The 26,707-nt window shown below is 59.6% G+C and carries 22 protein-coding genes, 1 tRNA gene, 2 rRNA genes and 3 pseudogenes; 12 read left to right on the forward strand and 16 right to left on the reverse strand.

The window, feature by feature from the left end; translation table 11 throughout:
* From BLT00_RS22600 to BLT00_RS22620, 5 genes are all read left to right on the forward strand, one after another.
* Positions 1 to 314: ribosomal RNA gene (locus BLT00_RS22600) — 23S ribosomal RNA — on the forward strand; the annotation flags it as partial.
* Between the two features lie 170 nt (positions 315 to 484).
* Positions 485 to 600: ribosomal RNA gene (gene rrf, locus BLT00_RS22605) — 5S ribosomal RNA — on the forward strand.
* A gap of 148 nt (positions 601 to 748) precedes the next feature.
* Entirely contained in the window at positions 749 to 1,408 is a 660-nt protein-coding gene (locus BLT00_RS22610) for a paraquat-inducible protein A (RefSeq protein WP_092149676.1), read from the forward strand.
* Positions 1,395 to 2,018, forward strand: a complete 624-nt coding sequence (locus tag BLT00_RS22615; protein WP_063324362.1) for a paraquat-inducible protein A — start codon at positions 1,395 to 1,397, stop codon at positions 2,016 to 2,018. Before BLT00_RS22610 ends, BLT00_RS22615 begins: the two co-directional genes overlap by 14 nt.
* Positions 2,011 to 4,314, forward strand: a complete 2,304-nt coding sequence (locus tag BLT00_RS22620; protein ID WP_092149688.1) for a PqiB family protein — start codon at positions 2,011 to 2,013, stop codon at positions 4,312 to 4,314. Before BLT00_RS22615 ends, BLT00_RS22620 begins: the two co-directional genes overlap by 8 nt.
* Before the next feature lie 183 nt (positions 4,315 to 4,497).
* Here the strand turns inward: BLT00_RS22620 and mksF are convergent, their stop codons facing one another.
* From mksF to mksB, 3 genes are read right to left on the reverse strand one after another with little or no spacing between them, the layout of a single operon-like run.
* Positions 4,498 to 7,338: an Mks condensin complex protein MksF gene (mksF, locus tag BLT00_RS22625; protein ID WP_092149673.1), complete on the reverse strand. Its 2,841-nt coding sequence runs from the start codon at positions 7,336 to 7,338 to the stop codon at positions 4,498 to 4,500.
* Complete coding sequence (gene mksE / locus BLT00_RS22630) at positions 7,335 to 8,036, reverse strand: Mks condensin complex protein MksE (RefSeq protein WP_063324364.1); 702 nt, start codon at positions 8,034 to 8,036, stop codon at positions 7,335 to 7,337. Before mksE ends, mksF begins: the two co-directional genes overlap by 4 nt.
* The gene (mksB, locus tag BLT00_RS22635) at positions 8,026 to 9,306 is read right to left on the reverse strand and encodes an Mks condensin complex protein MksB (protein ID WP_063325220.1); all 1,281 of its coding nucleotides are present in this window, start codon (positions 9,304 to 9,306) and stop codon (positions 8,026 to 8,028) included. Before mksB ends, mksE begins: the two co-directional genes overlap by 11 nt.
* A gap of 181 nt (positions 9,307 to 9,487) precedes the next feature.
* Between mksB and BLT00_RS22640 the strand changes: the two genes are divergently transcribed.
* Positions 9,488 to 10,267: an energy transducer TonB gene (locus BLT00_RS22640; RefSeq protein WP_092149670.1), complete on the forward strand. Its 780-nt coding sequence runs from the start codon at positions 9,488 to 9,490 to the stop codon at positions 10,265 to 10,267.
* Entirely contained in the window at positions 10,260 to 10,712 is a 453-nt protein-coding gene (rimI, locus tag BLT00_RS22645) for a ribosomal protein S18-alanine N-acetyltransferase (RefSeq protein WP_092149667.1), read from the forward strand. The genes BLT00_RS22640 and rimI overlap by 8 nt, the downstream gene beginning before the upstream one ends.
* A 113-nt stretch (positions 10,713 to 10,825) precedes the next feature.
* On the opposite strand, the gene BLT00_RS22650 is transcribed toward rimI, so the two are convergent.
* Entirely contained in the window at positions 10,826 to 11,230 is a 405-nt protein-coding gene (locus BLT00_RS22650; protein ID WP_092149665.1) for a serine kinase/phosphatase, read from the reverse strand.
* A gap of 132 nt (positions 11,231 to 11,362) precedes the next feature.
* Between BLT00_RS22650 and can the strand changes: the two genes are divergently transcribed.
* On the forward strand, positions 11,363 to 12,007 hold the full coding sequence (can, locus tag BLT00_RS22655; RefSeq protein WP_058546018.1) for a carbonate dehydratase: 645 nt from the start codon (positions 11,363 to 11,365) through the stop codon (positions 12,005 to 12,007).
* A gap of 10 nt (positions 12,008 to 12,017) precedes the next feature.
* On the opposite strand, the gene BLT00_RS22660 is transcribed toward can, so the two are convergent.
* The 3 genes from BLT00_RS22660 to BLT00_RS22670 form a co-directional block, all read right to left on the reverse strand.
* Complete coding sequence (locus tag BLT00_RS22660; protein ID WP_072344566.1) at positions 12,018 to 12,545, reverse strand: SET domain-containing protein; 528 nt, start codon at positions 12,543 to 12,545, stop codon at positions 12,018 to 12,020.
* A 179-nt stretch (positions 12,546 to 12,724) separates the two neighbouring features.
* Positions 12,725 to 13,885 carry a hypothetical protein gene (locus BLT00_RS22665; protein WP_092149662.1) on the reverse strand — a complete coding sequence of 387 codons (1,161 nt, stop codon included), beginning with the start codon at positions 13,883 to 13,885 and terminating at the stop codon, positions 12,725 to 12,727.
* 112 nt (positions 13,886 to 13,997) lie between these two features.
* Positions 13,998 to 15,416, reverse strand: coding sequence for a short-chain fatty acid transporter (locus BLT00_RS22670; RefSeq protein WP_092149685.1), 1,419 nt, complete (start codon positions 15,414 to 15,416; stop codon positions 13,998 to 14,000).
* 307 nt (positions 15,417 to 15,723) lie between these two features.
* Here BLT00_RS22670 and BLT00_RS32590 point away from each other — a divergent pair.
* The 4 genes and pseudogenes from BLT00_RS32590 to BLT00_RS22685 all read left to right on the forward strand — a co-directional run.
* A pseudogene (locus BLT00_RS32590) lies at positions 15,724 to 16,410 on the forward strand (PAS domain-containing protein); the annotation flags it as partial.
* Between the two features lie 108 nt (positions 16,411 to 16,518).
* Positions 16,519 to 16,950 (forward strand): annotated as a pseudogene (locus BLT00_RS32595) (methyl-accepting chemotaxis protein); the annotation flags it as partial.
* A gap of 95 nt (positions 16,951 to 17,045) precedes the next feature.
* Positions 17,046 to 17,600 carry a DUF2975 domain-containing protein gene (locus tag BLT00_RS22680; protein ID WP_092149656.1) on the forward strand — a complete coding sequence of 185 codons (555 nt, stop codon included), beginning with the start codon at positions 17,046 to 17,048 and terminating at the stop codon, positions 17,598 to 17,600.
* A 7-nt stretch (positions 17,601 to 17,607) separates the two neighbouring features.
* Positions 17,608 to 17,841: a helix-turn-helix domain-containing protein gene (locus BLT00_RS22685; protein WP_063324371.1), complete on the forward strand. Its 234-nt coding sequence runs from the start codon at positions 17,608 to 17,610 to the stop codon at positions 17,839 to 17,841.
* Here BLT00_RS22685 and ggt read toward each other — a convergent pair.
* From ggt to BLT00_RS22725, 9 genes and pseudogenes are all read right to left on the reverse strand, one after another.
* Entirely contained in the window at positions 17,823 to 19,676 is a 1,854-nt protein-coding gene (ggt, locus tag BLT00_RS22690; protein ID WP_092149653.1) for a gamma-glutamyltransferase, read from the reverse strand. The genes BLT00_RS22685 and ggt overlap by 19 nt on opposite strands.
* A gap of 269 nt (positions 19,677 to 19,945) precedes the next feature.
* Entirely contained in the window at positions 19,946 to 20,236 is a 291-nt protein-coding gene (locus BLT00_RS32600) for a DUF3325 family protein (RefSeq protein WP_092149650.1), read from the reverse strand.
* A gap of 3 nt (positions 20,237 to 20,239) precedes the next feature.
* On the reverse strand, positions 20,240 to 21,763 hold the full coding sequence (locus tag BLT00_RS22700; protein ID WP_092149647.1) for a PepSY-associated TM helix domain-containing protein: 1,524 nt from the start codon (positions 21,761 to 21,763) through the stop codon (positions 20,240 to 20,242).
* Positions 21,763 to 22,119: a hypothetical protein gene (locus BLT00_RS22705; protein ID WP_256572681.1), complete on the reverse strand. Its 357-nt coding sequence runs from the start codon at positions 22,117 to 22,119 to the stop codon at positions 21,763 to 21,765. The genes BLT00_RS22700 and BLT00_RS22705 overlap by 1 nt, the downstream gene beginning before the upstream one ends.
* 36 nt (positions 22,120 to 22,155) lie before the next feature.
* Positions 22,156 to 24,435 (reverse strand): TonB-dependent siderophore receptor, encoded by a 2,280-nt coding sequence (locus tag BLT00_RS22710; protein WP_256572787.1) that lies wholly within the window; start codon positions 24,433 to 24,435, stop codon positions 22,156 to 22,158.
* A gap of 243 nt (positions 24,436 to 24,678) precedes the next feature.
* A complete protein-coding gene (locus BLT00_RS22715; protein ID WP_092149638.1) occupies positions 24,679 to 25,623 on the reverse strand; it encodes a FecR domain-containing protein in 945 nt (314 codons plus the stop codon).
* Complete coding sequence (locus BLT00_RS22720; protein WP_092149682.1) at positions 25,620 to 26,144, reverse strand: sigma-70 family RNA polymerase sigma factor; 525 nt, start codon at positions 26,142 to 26,144, stop codon at positions 25,620 to 25,622. The genes BLT00_RS22715 and BLT00_RS22720 overlap by 4 nt, the downstream gene beginning before the upstream one ends.
* A 117-nt stretch (positions 26,145 to 26,261) precedes the next feature.
* A pseudogene (locus tag BLT00_RS32605) lies at positions 26,262 to 26,438 on the reverse strand (integrase); the annotation flags it as partial.
* 182 nt (positions 26,439 to 26,620) lie between these two features.
* A tRNA-Met gene (locus tag BLT00_RS22725) sits at positions 26,621 to 26,697 on the reverse strand.
* Positions 26,698 to 26,707 lie beyond the last annotated feature (10 nt).

Raw genomic sequence — 26,707 nt, forward strand, 5'->3', positions numbered from 1 at the left:
CGTCGTGAGACAGTTCGGTCCCTATCTGCCGTGGACGTTTGAGATTTGAGAGGGGCTGCTCCTAGTACGAGAGGACCGGAGTGGACGAACCTCTGGTGTTCCGGTTGTCACGCCAGTGGCATTGCCGGGTAGCTATGTTCGGAAAAGATAACCGCTGAAAGCATCTAAGCGGGAAACTTGCCTCAAGATGAGATCTCACTGGGACCTTGAGTCCCCTGAAGGGCCGTCGAAGACTACGACGTTGATAGGCAGGGTGTGTAAGCGCTGTGAGGCGTTGAGCTAACCTGTACTAATTGCCCGTGAGGCTTGACCATATAACACCCAAGCAATTTGTATGCTCCAAGCCAAAAGGCGAAAGAGACCAGATTGCGGTGTGTGAAGACGAAACGAACCGAAAGTTCGAGAGACTCGACAGCAACACACAAACTATCGCATACCCATTCGCTGGAACGTGACCGCAAGGCACGCGCTGGCTACCGAATTTCTTGACGACCATAGAGCATTGGAACCACCTGATCCCATCCCGAACTCAGAAGTGAAACGATGCATCGCCGATGGTAGTGTGGGGTTTCCCCATGTGAGAGTAGGTCATCGTCAAGATTAAATTCCGAAACCCCTATCTGCTGATGCAGGTAGGGGTTTTGTTTTGCCCATCATAAAAGTCTGCGAACGCTCGTAATAAATTTGCACAGTTATTTTCGAGCTGGAGCACTAGAATAGTCCCACCTTAGCTGAGCCTGAGCTGTTTATGCCCGATCCGTCAGACACTGATAGGTTGCCAGATCTTCCTCTGGGCGATTTGGTTGCGTGTCATGAGTGCGACCTGTTGATGCGCAAGCCTCGACTGGCCCATGGTGAAAAAGCCGAGTGCCCCCGTTGTGGTTATGAGCTCTATGCTCACCGGCACAATGTAGTTGAACGCAGCCTTGCCTTGGTTATCGCGGCCCTGCTGTTATATGTGCCGGCCAACTTCTTACCCATCATGGAGCTCAATCTGCTTGGGCAGTCCTCCCAGGACACCGTTTGGAGTGGGGTGGTCGGTCTGTTTGATACCGGCATGCAAGGCATCGCGGCAGTGGTGTTCCTGTGCAGCATGGGCATTCCGCTGCTCAAGTTGCTCTGTCAGTTGGTGGTGCTGTTGTCCATTCGCTTGGACTTTGGCCGTAGTTACGGTTTGTTGCTGTATCGCATTTATCACCATCTACGAGACTGGGGGATGCTTGAGGTCTACCTCATGGGCGTGTTGGTGGCCATCGTCAAGTTGGCAGACATGGCGGCCATCACTGTAGGCCTTGGCCTGGTGTGCTTCATCAGTTTGTTGCTGGTCCAGGTCTGGCTGGAGGTGGTGATGTCACCCCATCAGATCTGGCAGGCGTTATCAGGAGAAGATGCCCATGCGGGCGATTGATGCAGGGATTCTGATCTGTACGGAGTGCCACGAGTTGAATCGGCAGGATGCTGAGGTCGACAACCAAACCTGTACTCGCTGCGGCGCGCTGGTTCACCCCCGTCGCCCGAACAGCTTGATGCGGACCTGGGCGTTATTGATCACGGCCGCGATTCTTTATATTCCGGCCAACATGTTGCCGATCATGACTATCAACTCGCTGGGCCAGGGCGCCCCGAGCACCATCATGGCTGGCGTCATCGAGCTGGTTCAACACGGCATGATTCCTATTGCCGCCGTGGTGTTCATCGCCAGCATCGTTGTACCCACTTTCAAACTGGTGGGCATCGCCTTGTTGTTGTTTTCCGTGCAGCGGCATCAGCCTATGTCGGCGCAGCAACGCATCCTTATGTACCGTTTCATCGAGTTCATTGGCCGCTGGTCGATGCTGGATATTTTCGTGATCGCCATTTTGGTGGCCGTGGTGAATTTCGGACGGCTCGCCAGTGTTGAAGCCGGTCTCGGCGCGATCGCTTTCGCCAGCGTAGTGATTTTGACAATGATTGCCGCAGTAACCTTCGATCCCCGACTGATTTGGGATAACACGGAGTCGGATGACGACCATGACTGATTTGCCTACCGCTAAAACTCGACCGGCTTCGAACTGGTCGGCCATCTGGGTCCTGCCGTTGATTGCCTTGATCATCGGCGGCTGGCTTGGCTGGCGGGCTTATAACGAAACCGGAATCGAGATCAACGTGCGCTTTGAGAGCGGAGAGGGCATTCAGGTCAACAAAACCGAAGTCGTTTACAAAGGGATGACGGTCGGCAAAGTGACGGCCCTTACCCTCGATGACGAAGGCAACTCCAAGGGAGTGGTCGCGACCATCGAGATGAACAAGGACGTCGAGCAATACCTCAAGACCGGAACACGTTTCTGGCTGGTCAAGCCGAGCGTGAGCCTGGCCGGGATCACGGGTCTGGAAACCCTGGTATCGGGTAACTATGTGGCTATCAGCCCAGGTGAAGGGGAGTCGACCCGTAAGTTCAAGGCCCTGGCCGAAGAGCCGCCGCTGTCGGACGCCAAGCCGGGTTTGCACCTGACCCTCAAGGCTGATCGGCTGGGTTCGCTGAACCGTGGCAGCCCGGTGTTCTACAAACAGATTCAGGTCGGTCAGGTGAAGAGTTACCTGCTGTCCGAGGATCAGAGCAAGGTCGAGATCAAAATCTTCATCGAGCCGACCTATGCCAGCCTGGTGCGCAAACACACGCGTTTCTGGAACGCCAGTGGCATCAGCATCGATGCCAACCTCTCGGGCGTCAAAGTGCGCAGCGAGTCCCTGGCCAGCATCGTGGCCGGAGGGATTGCCTTCGCCACGCCGGAAAGCCGCAAGGACAGCCCGCCGACGGACCCAAGCCTGCCGTTCCGTCTTTACGAAGACTTTGACGCCGCTGCGGCGGGCATTCGAGTGAAAGTCAAACTCAGCGATTTCGAAGGGTTGCAGGCTGGTCGTACGCCGGTCATGTACAAAGGTATCCAGGTCGGCAGCCTGAAGAACCTCAAGGTCGATTCGGACCTGGCCAGCGCCACGGCTGAATTGACCCTGGACCCCTTGGCCGAAGATTACCTGGTAACCGGCACGCAGTTCTGGGTCGTCAAGCCATCCATCTCCCTGGCGGGTATCACCGGCCTGGAAGCCTTGGTCAAGGGCAATTACATTGCCGTGCGTCCGGGTGACAAGGGCGGCGCGCCGCAACGCGAGTTCGAAGCTCGGGCAAAAGCTCCACCGCTGGACTTGCGTTCCCCGGGGCTGCATTTGGTCCTGCTGACCGAAAACCTCGGATCGCTGGAGGTCGGCAGTCCGATCCTCTACAAGCAGGTCAAGGTCGGGTCGGTGCAGAGCTATCAGTTCTCCCGCAAGAAGAAACAACTGATCATCGGTGTGCACATCGAGAAGGAGTACGAAGGGCTGGTCAACGGCTCGACCCGGTTCTGGAACGCCAGTGGGATCACCCTCACGGGCGGTTTGACCGGCGGGATCCAGGTCAAGAGCGAGTCCCTGCAAAGCCTGATGGCCGGCGGGATTGCCTTTGAAACGCCGGAACCGAATGTGCCGCTGAAAAGACGTATTCCGCGTTTCCGCCTGTTCGCCGATCACGAAGCCGCACAACAGCGAGGCACTGAGGTCACGATCAAGGTCGATCGCGCCGATGGTTTGCGCAGTGGTACACCGATCCGATTCAAAGGATTGGATGTGGGCAAGGTCGAGGATGTTGATCTCAGTGCCGATATGCAATCGGTGCTGCTCACGGCGCGTATCACCGAAGTGCCCGAGCGCATCGCCCGGGTCGGGTCCCAGTTCTGGGTGGTCAAGCCGGAGTTGGGGTTGATGAAGACCTCCAACCTGGAAACGCTGGTCACCGGCCAATACATTGAAGTGCAGCCTTCGGCGAAAAACCTCGGGCCGCAGAAAAACTTCGTGGCCCTGGCCAACCCACCGCAAAGCGCTGTGCCCGAAGCGGGATTGAGCCTGGTGCTGAGCGCGGCCCGCCGAGGTTCGTTGAAGATCGGCGTACCGGTGACCTACCGCGAGATTACGGTGGGCAAGGTCACGGGTTATGAACTGGGCCAGACCGCGGACCGGGTGTTGATCCATATCCTGATCGAGCCCAAGTACGCGCCGCTGGTGCGCAGCGGCACGCGTTTCTGGAATAGCAGTGGCTTCGGTCTGGACTTCGGGCTGTTCAAGGGCGCGACGGTGCGAACCGAGTCCCTTGAAACGCTTATCCAGGGTGGCATTGCGTTCGCAACGCCGGATGGCGAACGAATGGGCAATCCGGCTCGACCGGAGCAGACTTTCCCGTTGTTCGATAAGTTTGAAGATGAATGGCTGACCTGGGCGCCAAAGATCAGTCTCGGCAAGTAAGCATAATGGTCGGTAATACCCGTGGCGAGGGAGCTTGCTCCCGCTGGACCGCGTAGCGGTCCTAAAGCCAGCGGCTGCTGCGCAGCCGAGCGGGAGCATGCTCCCTCGCCACAGATTATGTATTAACCATGAAAAAGGCCGCGATCCATTAGATCGCGGCCTTTTTCATGCCCGTGTCTCACATCACACCGGATCCAGCTCCGGCTCGTCGGCCTGGACATTCACCGTGGCCTTCACCGCATCGTGACGACGGATGTATTTCCAGTCCGCTTCGTCTATGTAGATGCCGTTCGGCCCGCTGCCGCCTTCCAAGTCGATGGCGACACTGGCGCAGACTTGCGGCTTCACACTGGCGAGGATCGGCACGAAGCCCAGTTGCAGACTGGTTTCCAGCAGTGCCGCCTGGTTCTTCTCGTCGATGTCCGCCGCTTCGTCGAGGTAGTACGGCAGGCGCACGCGGCCGGCCTGTTCGCGGTCCATCAGGTGCAGCAACAAGTACATGTTGGTCAGCGCCTTGATGGTCATGGTAGTGCCGTTGGACGCCGCGCCGTCGATGTCGGTGTGGATCACGGGCTGACCATTGACCTTGGTGATCTCGAACGCGAGTTCGAACAGGTCCTTGAGGCCGAGCTGGTTGTGGTTCGCCGCCACCAGCCGCGCCAGGTACTCCTTGGCTTCTTCGTTCTTGTTGTCCTGCTCGGCGCTCTGGCTGAGGTCGAACACCGACAGCGTCTCGCCTTCCTCGTACTGGCCGGCACTGTGGATGATCTGGTCGATGTGCTTGAGCGCTTCCTTGTTCGGCGCCAGGACGATGCGGAAGCTCTGCAGGTTGGACACCTGGCGCTTGTTGATTTCGCGGTTGAACAACGCCAGTTGGTGCTCGAGGCTGTCGTAGTCGCTGCGGATGTTGCGCAGGGTCCGGGCGATGTCGGTCACCGCCGCACGGCGCGCCTTGCCCAGGGTCAGGGCTTCGTCGGTGCGGTGGGCATAGGCGTTGATCAGCAGTTGCAGGCGTCGCTCCATGTCGTCTTCGCTGTCGAACTTGGCCACGCCCTTGAGGCGCACCTGGGCATACAGCGCTTCGATCTGGCCGTCGACCCGCAGCAGCCCTTGCCAGCTGTCCTGGTAGTCATTGAGCAGCGGCAGCAGGTTGTCCATGGAATCGTCGACCGGGTCCATGAACGGCGTGCCGAACGGCAGGTCCGCCGGCAGCAGTTGGCGGCGGCGCAGGGCGTCGTCGAGGGTGCGTTGCTTGGCTTCCATGTCGGCGATCTGCCGGCCCACCAACTGCAACTTGGCGGACAACTGCTGGACGCGCTCGGTGAAGGCATCGCTGGAGCGCTTGAGTTCGTCCTGGGCGGCTTCCATTTGCGCCAGCTGTTCGAGCTTCTCGCTTTCCTCGGCGCTCAAGGTCTGGGTACGGCGGAAGTCTTCCAGGGCTTTTTGCGCATCCAGGACCTGCTGGTACAGCGCTTCGGTCTGGGTCTTGCTCGCGGCGCGGTCGGCGGCCACGGCTTGCTGGGTCTTGAGCTGCTTGAGTTCTTTTTCCAGGCGTTCTTTCTGGTCGCGCAAGGCTGCACGGTCGGCCAGGGCTTGCAGGGCAGGTGGCTCGATGTGGGACAGGTCGATGGACAGGCCCGGCACTTCAAAACGCTCGCCCTTGAAGCCGTCGAGGATCAGCTCCATGGATTTGACCCACTCGCCATTCTCGTCCAGCGCGATGCCGTGTTCGCCCAATGGCAGGCTGAACAGGGCGCTGTTGAACAGGCGCATCAGGCGTTCGACGTCCTGCTGCGAGAACTCTTCCCGCAGGCGGGCGTAGCTGTTGTTGTCGGCGTGATCGAGTTGCTGCTTGACCGACTTCAGGCGTTTTTCCAGATCCCGCAGACGCTCTTCCAAGTCTTCGGCGCTGAATTGCCGGGACTGGGCCAGGGCGCCGGCCAGTTCGTCGTGGGCGTCCTTGGCGGCGAGCAGTTGCTGCTCCAGGACCTTGACGTCATCCACCAGGGCAAAGCGATGCTTGAGCACCGACAGCTCGCCGAGCCAGCGCTGGATGCCGCTGATTTCCCGTTCCAGGCGCATCAGCTCCTGGGTGCCGCCGCGCTGGTCGTTCTGCAGCGAATCCTGTTCGTTGCGGTAGTGTTCGGCCTGGATGGTCAGCTCTTCCTTGCGCGCACTGGCGTAGTCCGACCAGGTGCCGAGCAACGAGTCGAGCAATGGCGATAGGCGATGCAGTTTGCCGCGCAGAATGTCGCGCTGCTTCACGCCATTGGCCAGGGCTTCCACCAACGGGCCGGCGGCGACCAGGGAGTTGTAGTCCTGCTCCATGCGTCGTACGTCGCGGAAGGCTTCTTCGCACGCGGCGATGTAGTCCACGCTTCCGGAGCGCAGGCTGTGCTCGAACGCGTCGAGGAACAGTTGCTTGAGCTTGGCCGCAGTGATTTCGCGCATGTGCAGCAGGTTGATGAACAGCGCGCGGAAGGTCTTGAGGCTTTGCTCGCTGGTGGAGCGCAGCGGGATCAGCGTCAGGTCCAGCGGAATGGACGTATGACCGCCTACCAACAGCCGCCGCAGCTCATCCGGCTTGAGTTCGTAGGCTTTCAGGCCTTCGCGTTCCAGGTTGGTGAATAACTCTTTCTGACGCAGGCAGGTGTCATTTTTCTGATAGTGGGCCAAGTCCAGCTTGCCGGCATAGGCAAAGAACTGATGACCGAAACCGCCGCCAGGGCCGCGACCGACCACGCCAATCACGTGCGGGCCGTGGGGCAGGGCGACTTCCACCAGGATGTAGCTGGTGTCCGAGGCAAAGTAGAAACGTCGGGACTGTTCCAGGCTGTACTTGCCGAAGCTCATGTCCGACATGCGCGCCAGGATCGGGAACTGCAAGGCGTTGATCGAGGCGGATTTACCGAGGTTGTTCGCGCCATAGACCGACAGCGGCTCTTCCAGCGGGAACAAACCGAGGCTGTAGCCGGCGGTATTCAAAAGGGCAAAGCGGCGGATGCCGTAGCGTTCCTTGCTCATGCGTCGGTCTCCTGTTCTTCGGCAATGGCACGGGCCAGTGCGTCTTCTTCGCTTTCACCTTCGAATTCGCTGAGGTCCAGCGGATCATCGGTCTGTAGCAGTTTCTCGTCGCTGTCTTCGTCGATCAGCACCGGCGCGGGCAGCGGCAGCACACTGTGCAGGCTGGCGGCCAGGTCGCGGTCCTGCTGGACCGACAGGCACACGTCGAGGAAGCGATGCATCGGCGGCAGGAAGCGGTACACGCCGTTGTCTTCGCTGGCGAAACCCAGTTGGGTCATGCGCCGCATGATTTTCTCTTCCAGTTCTTCCTGGGTCTGGACTTCGGCCTGGATGAACAGGTCGCGGTACTTTTCCAGCAGCGAAGGCAGCTCATCGCGGCCCAGGCTGCCGCCGTCGAGCACGGCAATCGGGTCGCGGCCCTGGTCGGCCAGGTGCTCGACCAGGATAAAGGTGAACAGGGCTAGGCGCTGGGCGGTCTTGTTCACCGCCGCGGCGGCCAGGTCCGGCACGAAGTAATAGAAGCCACGGGTGTCGCACACCAGTTCGAAGCCCAAGGCCTTGAACAGCGTGCGGTACTGGTCCTGGAAGTTCGACAGTTGCGCGTACAGCTCCGGGTCGCGGCGGCTGACGTGGTAACCCTTGAACAGCTCGCGAAAGATCGGCGCCAGCTGGGACAGTTCGGATAGATCAAGATGCATGGGGGATGCTCGCAGAATCCTCGGCGGCGGTGTCGCCGGCCGAGAGCAGGGCGAAGGAGCGCAGGCTGACCTGATGCTCGTGAGTGTGATAGTCGCGGCGTTCCAGACGCTCGCGCTTGAAACGTTTTTCCCGCGACAGGCGCGAGAACCAGTACAGCAGTTCGTCGGTGGCGCCGTCCGGTTCCTGCTCCAGCAGCCAGGTCATCAGGTCCGGCATTGGCAACGCGTCTTCGCAGCGCTCGACCATCTCGCGCACGGTGCGTGGTGCGCGCGGCGCCTCGCCGCCCTTGTGGGTCTTGTGGGACTTGGGGAAACGCGCTGGTTTCGGTTCGAAACGGGCCAGGGCATAGACGTAGGCTTCGACCTGGCTGGCGCTGCCCAGGAAGGTGCTTTGCGGCCGGGTAAACAGCGGCATGGCGGCCTGCGGCACGGCGTCGATGCCTTTGCGACGAATGGCGGCCAGGGCCAACGCGGCGCCACGGGTCACCGCGTTATGGCGGCGGGCCTCTTCGCGCAGTGGCAGGAGCAGTTCACGGGCATGGCGTAGGGTCAGTTGGGCGCTGGTCTGCATTTCGAGGATGCGCGCGTGGGTGCGCAGCAGCATGTCGTCGTCCACCAGGTGGCCGAGGCGTTGCTGTTCGGTGAGCATGCGCAACAGCACGTTCTCGACCTTGCGCACGCCTTGCTCGAAGGCGCCGTCGGCGTTCACCAGTTGGATCATCGGTTCGACGTATTCGTCCCAGGTCGCCAGCACTTCGGCATAACGCTGGCGCAGCGGGATCTGCCGGTCGCTGGTCTTGGCCCGCTCGGCCACGGCCACCAGGGCCTGTTCGTCGTTGGCGAGTTTCTTGAGCACGTCGCGCACGCGCATGTCCAGCAGGCGCAGTTGGCGGGCCAGGTCGTTGCCGTCGCGAATGTCGAAGGCGTCCTGGATATAGCCGGCCAGGCGCTCGAGGTGGCGCAGGTAGGCTTCGATCTCCAGGCACAGGCCCAGGCGGTGTTCGCGGCGCAGGTAGGCGAGGAAGTCATGGATCTGGGCGTTGAGCTCGAAGCGGTTCGGGCTTTTCGCCACCGGTACGAGAATGTCCAGGCGGATCCACACATCCAGCAGGCTGGTGATGTCCTGGGGCGTGCTGTCCAGTTGTTGGGCGGCCAGCTGTGAACGCAATTCGTTGAGGCTCAGGGTGCCCTGGTCGAAGTGCTCGCACAAAGGTTCCAGCAATGCCCAGTGTTCAGCGAGGGCGCGCAAGACGCGCTTGGGTTCGATCATCGCAATGGCCGTCGGGTTGGCAATTAAAAGCGGCGATTGTACTGCATCGGGCCGGTTGCGATTCACCCCTTGGACGGACTGTCGTTTGCTATCGATCAACTATTGGCTCAACAGGGAAGCGATCCGCCTCGAAGGGCGGTAGAATCCCTCCCACTTTCAGTTATCCACAAGTGGCCGACCCTTGCTTATCGAGTCCCGCCGCCGCGCCTATCTGACCGCCATGCAGGTGGTCAACTGGCTGCCGCGTACCGAATTGCCGTTCGCCGCCCCGTCGCGGCCCGAGCTGTTGGAAGCGCCCGAGCCCGAGTACATCGCGCCGGCCGTGACGGCGCCTATGGCCAAGGCGGTCGCCGAGCCGCCAGCGCCAGCGCCCGAGCGGCCAAAAATCGAAGTGCCACGCCCGAGCCTGGCCTCGACCCGTACCAACGCCAAGCCGGTGGAAGAGGTTGTCGAGGCGCCGCCCAAGGCCCCCTACGTCGCGCCGCCGCGTTTCGCCCTGCAACTGCTGCGGGCCGGGCGTTGCCTGCTGTTGGTGGAGTTGCCCACGGGCGAGCCGTTCCAAAGCCGCGATCCAGCCTACTTGCTGCTCAAGGACATGCTGCGCGCCGCCGGTCTGCCGGATAGCCCGCAGATCATTGGCGAGCCGGTGCGCTGGCCGCTGTTGTCGCGCGGCACCATGGACCAGGGGCCCGAAGCGGCGCGGGATTTCGTCCAGGGCTTCGTTTCAGCGCGGCTCGAAGACGAGCCCTGCGTGTGCCTGTGGCTGATCGGCCTGCCGGCGGTGAAGTTTGCCGGCGAGGCGGATGCCGAAGCGTTCAATCGCGAACTGCAGGTCGAAGGCCTGGGCTCGGCCTGGGCGTTGCCCGGGTTGGAACTGTTAATGGAAACGCCACAGCGCAAGGCTGATGTCTGGCAAGCCATGCGCCGGCTGATGGCGCGCTGGAAAGAATCGAATGAGTGACGCTGTATCGTTCCGCCCGATGACCGAGGCGGACCTCGACGCTGTACTGAAAATCGAATACGCCGCTTACAGCCACCCCTGGACCCGGGGAATCTTTCTCGACGGGTTGGGCAAATACCAGATCTGGCTGATGTTCGAAGGCCAGCAGCAAGTGGGCCATGGCGTGGTGCAGATCATCCTGGATGAGGCGCACCTGCTCAATATCACCATCAAACCGGAAAACCAGGGCCGTGGCCTGGGTTTGCGCCTGTTGGAGCACTTGATGTCGATTGCCTACAAGGCCGAGGCCCGAGAGTGCTTCCTGGAAGTGCGAGACAGCAACCGCACGGCGTTCCGGCTGTATGAGCGCTATGGCTTCAATGAAGTGGGCCGGCGCCGGGATTACTACCCGGCGGTGGGCGGGCGTGAGGATGCGGTGGTCATGGCCTGCACGTTGGTGGACTGAAGCACCGCGATCCCCTGTGGGAGCGAGCTTGCTCGCGAAGACGGCGGTACATTCGACATCGATGCAAACTGATCCACCGCTATCGCGAGCAAGCTCGCTCCCACAGGTTCAGGTCAACGCTTGCCATCCAGCGGATCGATATCGGCCATTTCCGCTTCGTCCAGCCCGTCGCCCCCGCCAATATCATTTTCACCCACCACGCTCAGGTCCCAGTCCGCCTGTTCGTCGTCCCCGGCCTCGTGGGCGTCCCGGGCGCCGTCTTCGCGAATGAGGGTTCCCGGGCTCATGTCGTCGTCGGTCGATTCGTGATCATCCGTCGAAGCCCCGGTCATCCCGGCTTCTCGGACGCGTTCGCGAGGCATCAGGTGCTCGCGTTCGTTTTCCGGCAGTTCGTCACCGATCTTCGCGCTGGGTTCATCTTCGTCGAACTCCAGTTCATGCATCGAGCCCATTCGATCCTCATTGTCGTCAATGGGTTCCGGTTGCGTCGCATCAAAGGGACGTCGTGAATCATTCATGGCAATTCCTCATACTGTGGGCCTTACTGGTGTCGACCGGCAGTGCATCCAGGAATTCCAATGCATCGCCGACGTGACCTTGACCGACGGTCGTTTGTCATAGTTGCGCACTCTCAATCGAGGCTAGACAGCATGAACGAATTACAAGATCTGATTGATAACAACGCGCGTTGGGCCGATGCGATCAAGCAGGAAGATCCTGACTTCTTCTCCAAGCTGGCTCGTCAGCAAACCCCGGAGTACCTGTGGATCGGCTGTTCCGATGCGCGGGTGCCGGCCAACGAGATCGTTGGCATGCTACCGGGCGATCTGTTCGTACACCGCAATGTGGCCAACGTAGTGTTGCACACGGACCTCAACTGCCTGTCGGTGATCCAGTACGCGGTGGACGTGCTCAAGGTCAAACACATCCTGGTCACCGGCCATTATGGCTGTGGCGGTGTGCGTGCCTCGATGCAGGACCGGCAACTGGGCCTGATCGACGGCTGGCTGCGTTCGATTCGCGACCTGTACTACGAGCATCGCGAGGCCTTGGGCCAATTGCCGACCGAGGAGGAACGTGTCGACCGCTTGTGCGAGCTGAACGTGATCCAGCAGGTGGCCAACGTCGGCCATACCAGCATCGTGCAGAACGCCTGGCACCGCGGGCAGAAACTGTCGATCCATGGCTGCATCTACGGCATCAAGGACGGACGCTGGAAGAGCCTGGACACCACGATCAGCGGTTTCGAACAGCTGCCGCCGCAGTATCGGCTGCGGCCGGTCGGCGCGCCCTGAGTCCGGTTCGTCAGTCGCGGTGACATTGACGGCGCCAGTGCCGTAGAAACTTCATTCCCTGTTCATTGGGCGGTTCGTCATAGCCGGTAATCCAGCCATGACAGTTGTACGAACCGCACCGGCAGGCGAACTGTCGATACAGTTTCTGTTCGGTACTGGCGTAGTCCATCGTCAGGCAGTCGCCTTCATCGATACGGGCCAGTGACCACAACCACAGTTCGCTCATGTCGAGGAACACATTCGGGTTGCAGGAATGCAGCAGCAATCCGGCGAAGCGTGGGTCATACATGTGCACGTCCGGCAGGATCTGCAACGTGTGCAGGCGCCGTCGGCTCACCAACAGCCCCGAAACCCTGCACATCCTTGTCATGGGAGCGAATGGTTTACGGGCGATGATGCCGTTGCCGCGGCCGTCGGTCGTGTGATGCACTTCGAAGTCGTGCACCGAGGGGTAGCCCAAGCGGGTGCTGAGTTGTTTTTCCGGGTAGATGCAATCCCGGTGCTGTGAACAGGCGCTATCTGTGATGAACGTGGTCATGACAGTCCTTGTCGGTGCTAAACACTCGACTTGCTGGCGCTGGCGATCCTGCCGGCGGTCGTTGAAAAAACCTTGATAGCTTCGCCCAAGTCGGGGGCGTCATCTACTGTCGACTCTGACAGGTGCCAAAGGCGCTTTCCCGCGTCAGCGCCAGCCTACGCGGGAAAACGCCTCAAGGTTTAGACCGCCTCGGCTGGCAGCGGCATGGGTACCTTCAGTTGCGGAAGTTGCGACTTGATCGCCGATGTTTCGCATTTTTTCGCTGCGTCTTCCTCGTTCAGTTTCCGAACCGAGGTGTAGAACAACTCGCAGGTTTTCTCCTTCTGCGTGACCTGCCAGGTCTGCGTGCACTGGTTCAGCAGGGTGTTCGGGTCGGTGCCCGGCTTGCTGCCCATGCCGGCCTGCCAGCATGCAGCACTCAGGTCCTGGCCCATGACTTTCAGGCCGGCGGCATCAGCCTTGGCTTCGTCTCCATCGTAGTTGTCCTTGTCGGCGGCGTACCAGATGTAGCTCGGATGGTTGGAGCCCAGGACCGGAACCTTGACCCCGCTACCGGTTGTGATGGTCGCCAAGCTGAGCACATTCACGGTCTGGCCGTACTGAGTCTTGATCCAGTTCCGAACGGGCGCTCCGAAGGCGACCATCGGCAATGCGGCGCCGCTCGCGGTTTGAGTGACCTGTGTGACCATGGTGGTTTGGTAATCGTTGAAGTAGCTATAGAGCCCCTCCAGTGTGCTGCCAGCATTGGACGGCGCTGCGATGGGCGCAATGTCGATGATGGTTTGGTAGGCCGGCGTCTGTTCAACCGCAATGCCGTTGACGGTCAGCAGTGTGGCCCAACGATCGGTGGTCGCCGACTCCAGGTAGTCCTGGGCCTGGGTCAGGGAGTAATCCGGCGGGAAGTGCAGCAACTCGACACTCTTGCGGTTTTCCAGGGCCATGCCCAGCGGCAGGAACAGGTACCAGTTATAGGACCATTTCTTGTCGCTGTTGAGTTTGGATGCGCCGTTGTACGCCAGGTCCCCGGCGTCAAGCAGGGCCTTGAGCGGTTGGCCGTAGCTCTTCGGTACGCCACTGATGCTGGCATAGACCTTGTCATTATCGATTTTGACGTGGACCTTGGCCGTGCCGTAGCCGTCGCGCTGCACGCTTTGGGTCAGGTAGTGCTCGACGGTCTGCTCCAGGGTCCAGTCGCGAAAGCAGATGACGTTGCAGTTGTTGGGGTAGGCGAAGAGTCGAGTGACGCGTTCGGTGCTGCCCAGTTGTACGTCAATGTCGGTGGCGTGGGCGGCGGCACTGAAGGCCAGGGCGGCAAAAGAAAGTACGGCGAGTTTGGACATGCTCAGATCCTTTTCAGCGTGTGGGCCCCTCAAAACAGGGCGCATCCATACTGAAACAGACCGGGCCGAAGAAGAAGTGGGCCGATGGAAATTTCGGCCCTTTTTTATGGCTTTATGGCATCACTGGCGGCAAATAACTCAATGTCGTCCCCAGCGCCCATAGCAGCACCAGCACCAACGGCGTATGCACCAGCAACTGCACAAAGGAAAAACCGATCAGGTCCCTGGCCTTCAGCCCCAGAACCCCGAGCAACGGCAGCATGTAGAAGGGGTTGATAAGGTTCGGCAGCGCTTCGGCGGCGTTATAGATCTGCACCGCCCAGCCCAGGTGATAGTTCAGGTCGTTGGCCACCTGCATGACGTAAGGCGCTTCAATGATCCACTTGCCGCCGCCAGAAGGAATGAAAAAGCCCAGTACCGCCGAATAGACACCCATCAACAGGGCGTAGGTGTCATGGGAGGCGATTTGTACGAAAAAGGTCGAGATGTGGTGGGCCAGGGTCTGGGCATCGCTGCCTTTGACCGTGGTCAGCAACGCGGCGATCGAGCCGTACAATGGAAACTGGATCAACACGCCGGTGGTCGTCGGCACTGCACGGGCCACGGCGTCGAGAAAGCTGCGCGGCCGCCAGTGCAGCAAGGCGCCCAGCATGATGAACAGGAAGTTATAGGTGTTGAGCCCGGAAATGGCACTGATCGCAGGCTTGGTCGAAAACTCGTGGAACAGCCAGCCGGCCGCCAGCAGCACCAGGGCGATGATCAACAGTGGACTGTGTTCCAGCCATTCCCCTGGGCGGGTACGGGGCTGCAGCGCCGGCATGCTGAAACTGGGGTCGATACCACAAGCGGCGGCGTCACGGGCACTGTTCGGCCCGGGAGCGGTGGCGTAGGCGACGATCAGGGAAATCACGATCAGCGCCAGCAACATGACCCCGGACTGCCAGAGAAAAATGGTCTGGGTAAAGGGAATGACGCCAGTAATCGACAGGATCGAGGGCGGGAGGCTGGCCGGGTTGGCCTGCAATTGCGCTGCCGAAGAAGACAAACCCAGGGCCCACACTGCGCCCAGGCCCAGGTAAGCAGCGGCCCCGGCGGCGCGATAGTCCATTTTCAAGTCGGTGCGCCGGGCGAGGGCGCGCACCAGCAAACCGCCAAACACCAACGACAGGCCCCAGTTGAGCAACGACGCGACCATGGAGATCAGCGCCACCCATGCCACGGCGGAGCGACCGTTGGTCGGAAGTCGTGCCAGGCGATCAATCAATTTGACGGCCGGTGGAGAACTGGCGACCACGTATCCGCCGATCACCACGAAGGCCATTTGCATGGTGAACGGGATCAGGCTCCAGAAGCCGTCGCCGAACGCCATGGCCGCCGCCGTGGGCGTGGCGCCGATAAATTGTGTCGCCACGGCGACCACCAGCACCGCCAGCGCGGCGAAGACCCAGGAGTCGGGAAACCAGCGTTCGGCGAAACTGGAACAGCGCAAGGCGAAGCGGGCGGAACGGCTGTCTTCGATGTCGGTGGTCACGGCAATTACCTCGTTTTTATGGTTATGGGTATTGATGGCGGCAAAGGCTTCAAGGATCAGGCGCAACAGTAGAACAATCCAGTGACCATGGGAGGCTTATCGGGTTCGAGGGTGTCCTGGAATATTTTCACTGCGGGCTCGAGGTGCTCTTTAGAAAAAAAACGCCGGGCCGATGGCAAGGGAACAGCATTCAATTCTCCTGCTGTCGGAGCTGCCCATGTTCAACAACCGCCTGAAGCAGGAGCTACTGGCTCTTCGCCAAGAACTGTCCAGCCTTGCGCAAGTCAAGGAAAGCCTGGATCGCGAAATGCTTGGCCTCACCCTGGACGCCGATGGACGGATTCAATCGGTCAATCAGAATTTTCTCGACGAGATGCGCTACAAGAGCCAGGACTTGATTGGCCGGCCTGTGGATGAGCTGGTCCCTGGGTATTTGAAAACCAATGAGTTCCAGGTTCGCTTCAAGTCGGCGCTGACCCGTGGCGAGCACTTCTCCGGCGCCGTGCGCCTGCTGCGAGGCAATGGCCAGGAAGCCTGGCTGCGTTCGATCCTCCAGCCCGTACGAGGGGCTGACGGGCGGGTCCGCTTTTTTTCGATGTACTCCAATGACCTGACCCGCACCATCGAGGCGTCCCGCGAGCATGAAAACCTCATTGGCGCATTGGTGCGTTCAACGGCGGTGATTGAATTCGATCTGGGCGGTCACGTACTGACGGCCAATGATCGTTTCCTCAACGCCATGGGTTACAGCCTTGCGCAAATCAAGGGCAAGCATCACCGCATGTTTTGTGAACCTGAGGAATACAACGGCGCGGCCTACGAGCAGTTCTGGAAGCGCCTGAACAGTGGTGAATTCGTGGCCGGCCGCTTCAAGCGTATCGACAGCAGTGGTCGTGAGGTCTGGCTGGAAGCCTCCTACAACCCGGTGCTCGATGCCAATGAGCGGCTTTACAAAGTGGTCAAGTTCGCCACCAACATCACCGACCAGGTCAACCAGGAAAAAGCCGTCGCCGAGGCGGCCAACATCGCCTACAGCACCTCGTTGCAGACCGACAACAGCGCCCAGCGCGGCACGACGGTGGTAACCCAGGCCGTGGACGTGATGCGCGACCTGGCCCGGCACATGCAAACCGCAGGTGAAGGCATCGAGGCGCTGAATGAGCAATCCCTGGTGATTGGTACCATCGTCAAGACCATCAGCGGCATCGCCGAACAAACCAACCTGCTGGCGCTCAACGCCGCGATCGAAGCGGCCCGGGCCGGCGAGCAAGGTCGCGGCTTTGCGGTGGTGGCCGATGAAGTGCGACAACTGGCATCGCGTACCAGCCAGGCGACCGATGAAATCGTTGGCGTGGTCCGTCAGAACCAGGACATGGCCCGCAACGCCGTGGCCCTGATGACCGACGGCCAGCACCAGGCCGAACACGGCCTGGCCTTGGCAGCCGAGGCGGGAACGGTGATCGTCGAGATCCAGGACGGGGCGAAGAAAGTGGTCGATGCAGTGAGCCAGTTTGCCAATCAGCTATCTACTTAAGCTTCGACTATTATTGTTTTTTACATATTAATTATTGTTTTGCGATAATTTCATGGCTATGTTCTGGGCTCCTCTTATTCTGTTGGAGCCTCAACATGCGTACGAATCGTCTTGCCCTGTACAGCCAGCGCATGGCTGCCATAACGCTTTTCTTCATCGTCGCGATGATGGCCGTCAATGCCGCGGCCTGGCTCTTTCCTGATGTTGCATCACGATACGGTCTGGGATTTGCCCTGACCGAACGACAGCTGTCGAGTTTGTCCGAAGAGGCGCTGCACTTGACCGGCTGGCAATCGCTAGGCGGCATTTTGCTGTCGAGTATTCCTTTGTTGGCGTTGGCGGCTGGCCTGGCCAACTTGCGGCAGTTGTTCAAGCGGTATGCCCATGGCCAGTATTTTTCCAGCGAAGCGGCTGTCTATCTGGGCAAGGTCGGGCGCGCGGTTGCGCTGTGGGTGTTGTTGGATTTCCTGTGCGAGCCGTTTCTCAGCCTGCTGATGACAATCCATGCGCCGGTTGGCCAACGATTGTTGACCCTCAGTATTACCGCCCCCTCCTTTGTGGCTTTGTTTCTTGCGGCCTGTATTGCGATCATTGCCCGGATCCTGTCCCAAGCCAGTGAAGTCGACTTAGAAAACCGAACTTTCGTTTGAGAACCCCATGCCTATCGTGATTCAACTCGATGTAATGCTGGCGACACGCAAGGTCAAATCCAAGGACCTCGCCGCCGCCATAGGCATTACCGAAGCCAACCTTTCCTTGCTCAAGCAAGGAAAGGTCAAGGGTATACGCCTGGCGACCCTCGAAGCCATTTGCAGTTATCTGCAATGTCAGCCCGCCGATCTACTGGTCTATCAGCCCCAGAGCGAGGTTGATCAATCCCCCAGCGCTTGACCCTCACGCCGTGGATCCGCCCCGCCAGCCAGTGTGGTTTTCCCTTGCGCATCGCGCACCCGGACAATCGCCTGGGTGCCACTGGTCATGTCAATTTCGCTCACCTCATGGCCTTTGTCTTTCAGCGCCTGGATCAGCGCCGGGCTGAATTGGCCCCGCTCCAGTTCGGTAGGGCCGTTGCGGCTGCCGAAGTTGGGAAGGTTGATGGCGGTTTGCGGGTCGAGGTCCCAATCCAACAGGCCAATCATTGACTTGGCGACGTATTCGATGATCTGAGAGCCACCGGGGGAGCCGACAGCGGCCACCAATTCCCCCCGACGATCGAAGATCAGCGTCGGTGCCATGGACGAGCGTGGGCGCTTGCCCGGTTCGACGCGGTTGGCGACTTTTTGCCCATTCTCTTCGGGGATGAACGAGAAATCGGTCATCTGGTTGTTGAGCATGAAGCCCTGGACCATCAAGTGTGAGCCGAACGCCGATTCCACGGTCGTGGTCATGGACACGGCGCCACCCTGGTCATCCACGGCCACCACTTGCGAGGTGGAAATACGCAGGGGGGAACGGTCCGGGGCGTAGGCCACCTGGATGCCCGGTGGTGTGCCGGGCTTGGCGACGCCCATGCTACGAGGGCCGATCAGGCTGGCGCGGCTGGCCAGGTACCCGGCATCGACCAAGCCGCTGAGCGGCACGGCGACAAAATTGGGGTCGGCAATGTATTGGGCGCGGTCGGCATAGGCCAGCCGCTCGGCTTCGGCGATCAGGTGCACCGCTTCGGGGATGGGTTCAATGCCGGCGGGCTTGTCGGTCTTGACGGGTTTCAAAGGTGCGAGGGCTGCGTGGCTGTCGCGCTGTTCCAGGGCCTGCAACGTCCCGAGGATCTGCGCCACGGCAACCCCGCCCGAAGACGGTGGTGGCATGCCGCAGACTTGCCAGCGCTTGTAGTCGGTGCACAACGGTGCTCGTTCCCGCGCGGTGTAGCCCTGGAGGTCGTTCAGCGAAAGGCTGCCGGGGTTGGCGTGGTCTTGTACCTTGGCGACGATCTCCTCGGCGATCGGGCCTTTGTACAACGCGTCGGGACCTTCGTTGGCGATGCGCTTGAGCACGCCGGCCAATGCTGGATTTTTCAGCACGGTGCCAACCGCCTTCGGGCTGCCATCGGCATTGAGAAAGTAAGCGGCCATGTCTGGCGAACCCGGCAGGGAGGCGTCGGCGGCGATCAGCGAGTGCAGTCTGGGCGAGATCGCGAAGCCCTGTTCCGACAGCGTGATGGCCGGCTCGAACAGCGTCGCCCATTTGAGGCGGCCATGTTTGCGATGGGCCAATTCCAGCCCGCGCAACACCCCCGGTGTACCCACGGAACGACCGCCGATCTGCGCCGCCGTAAAGGGCATGGGTTTGCCGTCGGGTTGCAGGAAAAGCCTTTCGGTGGCGCCAGCCGGTGCCGTTTCGCGCCCGTCATAAGTGCTCACAGCCTTGCCGTCCCACAACACAATGAATGCACCACCGCCGATGCCGGAGGATTGTGGTTCCACCAGGGTCAGCACGGCCTGCATCGCAATGGCCGCGTCGATGGCCGAGCCCCCGCGTCGCAACATCTCCCGCCCGGCCTCGGCCGCCAACGGGTTGGCCGCGGCCGCCATGTGCTTGTCGGCGTAGCGGGTCTGCAGATCGGTACGGAAGCCGGAGACGACCTCTGGTGGAGCGGGCAATGCCGGTGTCGCTGTGGAGGAGGGTGGCGCCTTACAGGCCGCGAGTGTTAGAGCGACAGCCAGCAGCGAAACGGCTGACAGGCGATGGAGGTTCGGTTTCAGATCTGTAAGCACGTGTCGCTCCATCCGTGGACTTGGGGGTATAGAGATCGACTGTAGCGATGCGAGGCGTGGGGCGCAAATCAACACAAGGCTGGTCGCCTTGATTTCCGGCTTGCCCAGCTGCACCGTGGCGAGGGAGCTTGCTCCCGCTGGGCTGCGCAGCAGCCCCTTTTTTAGTACTTGGTGTACACAGTCATTTGAACAAGATTCCTAAACGCACTGTATATAAATAGTTTAGTGCTTTTAATTTTACTCAGGCATACATGCAGGCATTACAAGCTGCCGACTTTTGACTACTTTTTTCTCTCATGCTTGTACCAACAGAGAAGGATCGTCACGCCAATACCTGAGGGAGCGATAGACAGAGTCCAGATTACCGCTCCCATGACAAACCCTTGGCTTGACAGGCTCATCAGTAGACTTGATGCGAGCAACAGCGTTGCGCCGCAACGTAACACGCGTGTTCCGAGTAACTGCCGTTGAAGCGTAACCCTGCGCAAGTGAGTGATTTGACTTAGCGCCAATGCGCAGAGCCCCAATACCATTAAGCAGACCGCAGCGATGCTCGATAACCAATAAGCCATTTGTCACCTTGCCGAGCGCTTGTGACGGAGCAAGCGCCTACCCATGATTCCCGCGAGCAACGCGATGATCATCAACGCCAGATCCACCCCCGCCACCGCCGATAGCTTGTGGTTCATTGCCCGCCAGAGATGATCGCCCGTACTCCAAGCATTGGAGAGCACAGCCAGTAGCGCCAACGCGCTGATCAGCAAAAGGTGCGCGGCCCATGGCGCCCGTGATTGCGCCGAGCGCAAGATAACTAACAGGGCATGCACAGCCGCCAACACCCAGACCCAGTAAAATGCTGTGGTTTCCCACTGGGCCCGGTCAACCAGGTCGATCGGCAGCCATCGATTGACCACTAGCATGGCCAGGGTGGCCAGTGGCATTCCAGTGATCAGCGCGCTGCTGAGCAGTGTCATCGACACCACGCCCCATTGCCCGGCAGCGTACTGCAGGCGGCGCTTTTCCAGCCAGTACAACAGGCCACTGCCGAGCATCACGCAACCACTCAAACCGGCAAAAAAATACAAGGCGCGCAACCACTGCTGCTGAAAATGCGCCACATGCAATCCGGCCAGAAACTTGAAGCTCGCGGCGGCGGCCGGCAATCGGGACTCATGTAGCAGCCTTGCGCTGGTGCCATCGAAGTACAGGGTTTGCCCATCCTGGCTCATGCGGTCAGCCAAGGAGCGACTGATCTCGACGTAGGCATTGGCATCCCCGGGGTGCCAGACCCGGACAAACGCCGGCTCGCCATCGCCCCAGTGCAATCGGGCTTGCGCCATCATCCGGTCCAGCGAGGCCAATGACCCCGGTATGCCCGATGCCGGGCGACTGTAGGCTGCGTCCGCCTCTTGACCGAACTTACCGGGCTGGTCCAGGTACACCGCCAGGATGCCGGCAGGGAGATACAGCGGGAACAGGATCAGCACTCCCGACAACAGGATGACCACTTGAAAAGGCAGGGTAAACACACCGGTCAGGTTGTGCATGTCCAACAGCCGCCTGGGCGACTTATCGGCTCGCAATGTAAACAGATCCTGAAACAGGCGCGCATGGATACAAACGCCGGCAATCAACGCGATTATGCCCAGCATGGCGGCAAGGCCCAGCAGGCGCGCACCGATGTTCCAGAAGTTGATATTGAGGGTGTAATGCATTCGGTAGAAAAAGTCGCCGCCGAGGCTTCCGGCTTCGGGCAGCGCGCGGTCCCCGGCCGGCGCCAGAAAACGACTGAAGCCCTGACGGTCCTTGGTCCAGGCTTGAAATCGCACCACTGGCCGGCGCTCATCGGGCAGCTCCACGTACCACTGCATCAGCGGTTTGCCCTGCGTCAAGCCGGCTATGTGGGGGACCACCCGGTGATCCAGTGACAAGGGCGTGTCAATTGGTGCCAGGCGAATGTGCGGCAGCATCCAACTATCCAGCTCACGGTCATAAACCGCCAGGCTACCCATGAAAAATGCGATCAGCAGCAGCCCGGAAAAACCGATGCCGACAAATCGATGCATCCACAGCAACGCCTGCCGAACACTCGTGAACATCAGGCGCCTCCCGCCAGATAGCGGGTGTTTGCCCACATCGCCAGCAGTGCACTCACCACCAGCAAGCCGTTGCGCGTTGCATGTGGCGCACTGAACAACCACAACACCAGCCATGGAAAGAGCAAGAAACTGGTGATCGAACTGGTTAGCACCGCTTCACTGGGCTGCACACGCCAATGCACTAGGCACAACGCCAAAAAGCCGTTCAGCGCCCAGCACGATAGGTAACTGAGCAGCAACACCAGCACTAGCCACGCGGTACGCTGTGGGCCTAGGTTTTTCCTTGGTTGTTTTGACGCTGTTTGTCTCACCCCAACTCCCGGATCGCAGAGCGTGTAGCCGATAAAAAACGGCATACCGAAGTATGCCGGGTGAGTGACAGGCAATCGTAATCAGAACTTGGCGCGCAGTGTCATGGACACGGCACGGGGGTCACCGAAGATATTCCCGTCCTGGAAAGTGTTGATCCGCTGAAAGTACTTCTTGTCGGTCAGGTTGGTGCCGAGCAGATCAGCGGAGAAGTTTTGCGTGATCTGGTAGCCAATGCCCGCATCGTACAGAGCGTATCCACCCTGGCGGAGTTTGGTGCCGTTCATGCCGATGCCAGGGACATCCAGCTTATTATAGGTCTCGCTGACCACGCTGACGCCACCCTGGACACTCCACTTCTCCAACTCGCCGGGCAGTTTGTACAGGCTCCACACCCGCAACATGTTTTTCGGCAGGTAGGTCTGCAACTGCTCGTTGGGGCTGTCATAGCGTTTGTAGGTATGGGTAAAGTTCGCGCTGAGGAACCAGTCGGGAGTCATCTGTCCACTCAGCTCAGCCTCGAACCCACGGGTCCGAGCCTTGCCGCTGGCAACCACGGCCCGTGCATTCGGATCGTTCATATCCGGAATTGCGCGATTCTCTTCTTCGATCTGGAACGCTGCCAACGAGGCGTTCAATGCGCCATCGAGGAATTCGCCCTTGATACCCAGTTCATGTTGCTTGCCTTCCAGCGGCTTTATGATGTTGTTGTTGATGTCCAGATTGCTGACAGCCTGTGGCTGGAATACGCCGGAATAGTTGGCATACACCGAGTAGTTATCATTGAGGTCGTAGATCAGCCCGTAGAACGGAGTGAACTTCTGCGACACACTATCGCCGCTTTTTTCCGACGGTGAGCCGGCCTCGGGTTGGTGCTGACTGCGGTGCATCTCAAGCCAGGTCACGCGCCCGCCGAGTACCAGCGTCAGAGGGTCGGAAAGGCTCAAGCGCATGTTGCTGTAAAGCGCTTTTGCGCGGGTGTTGGCAACACTGGTCGGCAACTTGTCCGAATCAGGAAAGGCCGGGTAGGCAAAGTCGGGCTGCGGGTTAACGAGATCAACGTTCCCTAGGAAATTTGAAAAGTAGCCGCCGTTGGAGGCGAACTCGGAGCGCGAATAGTTGGCGCCCACCAGCACTGTATGTTCACGCCCGAGGAAGTTGAACGGACCATCGACATATACGTCAGCCTCGTCCTGTTTCTCGCGGTAATCGAACATGATCGAGTTCATTGACACCAAGTTGTCCGCAGGGTCGATGCCGCCGCCATTACGTGCGTAAGCCTGTGTCAAATCGTAATTGTTATCGGCGTGCCGCAGCGACAACCTGGTCTTCCAGCCATCGCCCAACTGATGCTCGAGTTCGGTGAAAACTGCGGTACTCCAGAAGTAGTCGCGGTTCCAGTCTTCACCGTAAAAGTTCTTGCGCGATGCATTCGGCAGTGACATCGCGGCTTCACCGGCTGAATTAGTGTAACGATAGGCCGGTAGGGAGCGTTGGGCGCCACGGATGTCGGTGTTCTGATTGCTCGCACCGATTGTCCAGACTGTGTCTGGCGTCAGGTCTATATCGACAATGCCATAGACTTGATTCGACTCTCGCTTGCCGCCACTGTCGTAGTAGTAACCTTCGTCGTGCTCGCTGAGCACCAGGCGTCCCCGCACATTACCGCTCTCGGTCAACGGGCCGGTGACGTCAACCATGCCCCGATAGTCGTCCCAGGAACCGGCGCTGATTTCCGCCGAAGCAGCTGCCTCGGCCAACGGTCGCTTGCGTATCAGGTTGATGCTACCGCCGGGGCCGCCTGCACCGGTCAGGCTGCCAGACGGGCCCTTGAGTACCTCGACGCGGTCATACATGGTCAGGTCGGGTGACAGGAACACCCTGTTGTCCATGGTGGTCGGCGTACCGTCCAATTGCAGCGAGGTCATTTCGAAACCCCGGGAGAAAAAACTTAGACGGCTGGCGTCGATTCGCTGCACGGTTACACCACCGACCTTGCCCAGAGCATCTTCGAGGGTATAGAGATTTTGCTTCTGAATACGCTCCTGGCCAATCACGTTGATCGTCTGCGGCACCTCTCGAAGACGCAACGGGACTTTGGTACCCACCGACACGGTGGGTGCTTCGGTCTGCATTCCGACGATCGACTGTGCCGGTAGCGTCATGCTGCCGAGGGCGTCCAGCGTCAAGGTTCCATCCGAGGTCGTGCGTACTGACAATCCGCTGCCTTCAATCGCGATTTGTGCCGCTCGCTCGGCATTCATTGTTCCCTTGATGGCCGGAGCACGTAGCCCGGCAACGAGATTCGGCACATACACGATTTCGTGACCGCTTTGGCGGGCTATGCGGTCGAGGGTTGCCACCAGGGAGTCGGCTGGCAAGTCGAAGTTTTGTAGCGATTGGCTTTGCGTCGAAGCCGACTCCGCAAAGCTGGTCGAAGCGTATCCTTGAGCCAGCAATACAGAAAAGCACACAGACGTCAGCCTGCGCGTAGTGTTAAAACGATTGGACATAGGTAACTCCGTGTTGGCGGCTGCGCTTTTATTAGCGGTTAATGCCTATGTCCAACGAGACTGAAAAAGCGATACAGGGCAGATGAAAAAAACTTAGCCGAGCAGTTCGATCTGGGTCCAGAACCCCAGGTACTGCTCGATGCGTACGGGCAGAATCTGCTCCAGCGAGTTCAGTGCACGCTCACTGTTATCCAAGGAGAACAGGCCGGAAACACGAAGCCGGGCCGCTGCCGTACTGATGCGGATCACCCCGCGTCGGTAAGGCTGCAATGCCTCGATCACCTCCCCAAGCGCCCAGTCATCCACACTTAGTTTGCCGCTCTCCCAACTGCTCTCACCTTTACGATTAGCCGCCAGTGGCGTGATGCCTTTCGAGTCGAGTCGGGCACCTTCGCCGCTTTGGAGTGCTGAACAACGATCGTTGAGGCGACCGATGCAGAGGCTGGACCGCATGCCCCATACATGGGTCGAATCGCCCTGCAGCGAAACCATGAACCGAGCGCCAGCGCCGCGTGCAAATCCGTGGGACGTTTGCACTACGAAAGGCCGAGGGTCGTCACTGACCTCAATGATCAGCTTTCCGGCACGCAGCAGCAGGCTGCGCTCGCTATCAGTAAAATTGATATCCACCGCGCTGCGTGCATCCAACCGCAACTTGCTGCCATCCGACAGATTGAAATCACCCCGTTGGGCCGTAGCGGTCCGCAAATCGGCTCCGATAGTAGAGAACAGCGTACTCTGCCGGCCAATCAGTGTTGCACCGATGCCGACACCGCCGAACACCAGCGCCCCACGAAGCAAGCGACGTCGCTGCAGATCAGGGGTTTGCAGCACCCGGCGTACCTGTGAGTCCGAGCCACGCAAGAGGGGTGGGAAGGTTGCCTCCAAATGGACCTGAACTTTCTCCCATGCCTGCGCATTCGTCGGGTTGGCAAACCAGGCGTCAAACGCCTTTTGTTCGTCGGCCATGACTTCGCCTGAGCGCATACAGGCCGTCCACTCGATAGCTTCATCGACTGCGGAGCGTGTGTGCTTCATTTGCGCATCAGATTCTGGCAGCACAGTTTCAAACCCTTGGCCACGTATTGACGTACTCGAATGGTCGAGACCCCTATCAACTCGGCAATGTCGGCGTACTTCATTCCGTCCACCTGACTGCACAGAAATGCAGTACGGGCTCGCGCAGAAAGACCGGCGAGCAAGGCATCGATTTCAAGGAGCGCTTCAATCGCCAAAGCACGTACTTCGGGAGAGGGCTCAAACATTTGAGGTTGCAACGCTAACGCTTCCAGATAAGCACGCTCCAGATCGCGCCGTCGCCAACTGTCGTACATCAGTCGCTTGGCAATGGTCGTAAGCAACGCCCGAGGTTCGCGTATCGCCTGCGGCTCAGGTAAAGCGACAACCTGAACGAACACTTCGGCAGCCATGTCAGCGGCATCATGAGTACAACCAAGCCGCGCCCGCAGGCGACTCAGCAACCAACCATGATGGTCGCCAAAAAGACTGTGCAGAACCGTCTGCCGAGCACTGGAAGAAGCGAGCGCAATGTGGGTCATTGGAGTGTACTGAATGATAATTCTTATCATTATCTCCAGTGTTGTGATTTTTTCAAGGCGTAAGGCTTTCTATGAGCTTCGCCTCTGCGACATGGGGCGTTTAGACGTCCCTCATCAACGTTTTCCTAGAGAAGGGAACACGTGACGTTCCAAGGCTCCGAGAATCCTCTTCGCTGTGTCGAGATCCCAGCCGCCCAAGCGAGAGGAATGCCATTTACGAGCCAAGGCCTCGAGGGGGTCGTTTGTGGCTTCTATCTCCGCAGCTTTCCTAGCTTTCTTGGCGGCTATCGGAGAGGGGACGGCGTTTGATATCGCTGCGCTTCATCCATGTATGCTTTCTACTGAGGCAGACATGGGGGGCATACAGGATGTGAAGGATGCGCGTAGAGCGGAATGGATTTCCAGATACAAGAAAGCCCGCACTAGGCGGGCTTCTTGTTGTTCAAAGACGTTCGAAAACATCGTTGAACAGGACTTGGTGGCTACACAGGGACTTGAACCCCGGACCCCAGCATTATGAATGCTATGCTCTAACCAACTGAGCTATGTAGCCAAGTGGCGCG

The organism is Pseudomonas sp. NFACC51 (genome assembly GCF_900103575.1).
Taxonomy (GTDB): domain Bacteria; phylum Pseudomonadota; class Gammaproteobacteria; order Pseudomonadales; family Pseudomonadaceae; genus Aquipseudomonas; species Aquipseudomonas fluorescens_Q.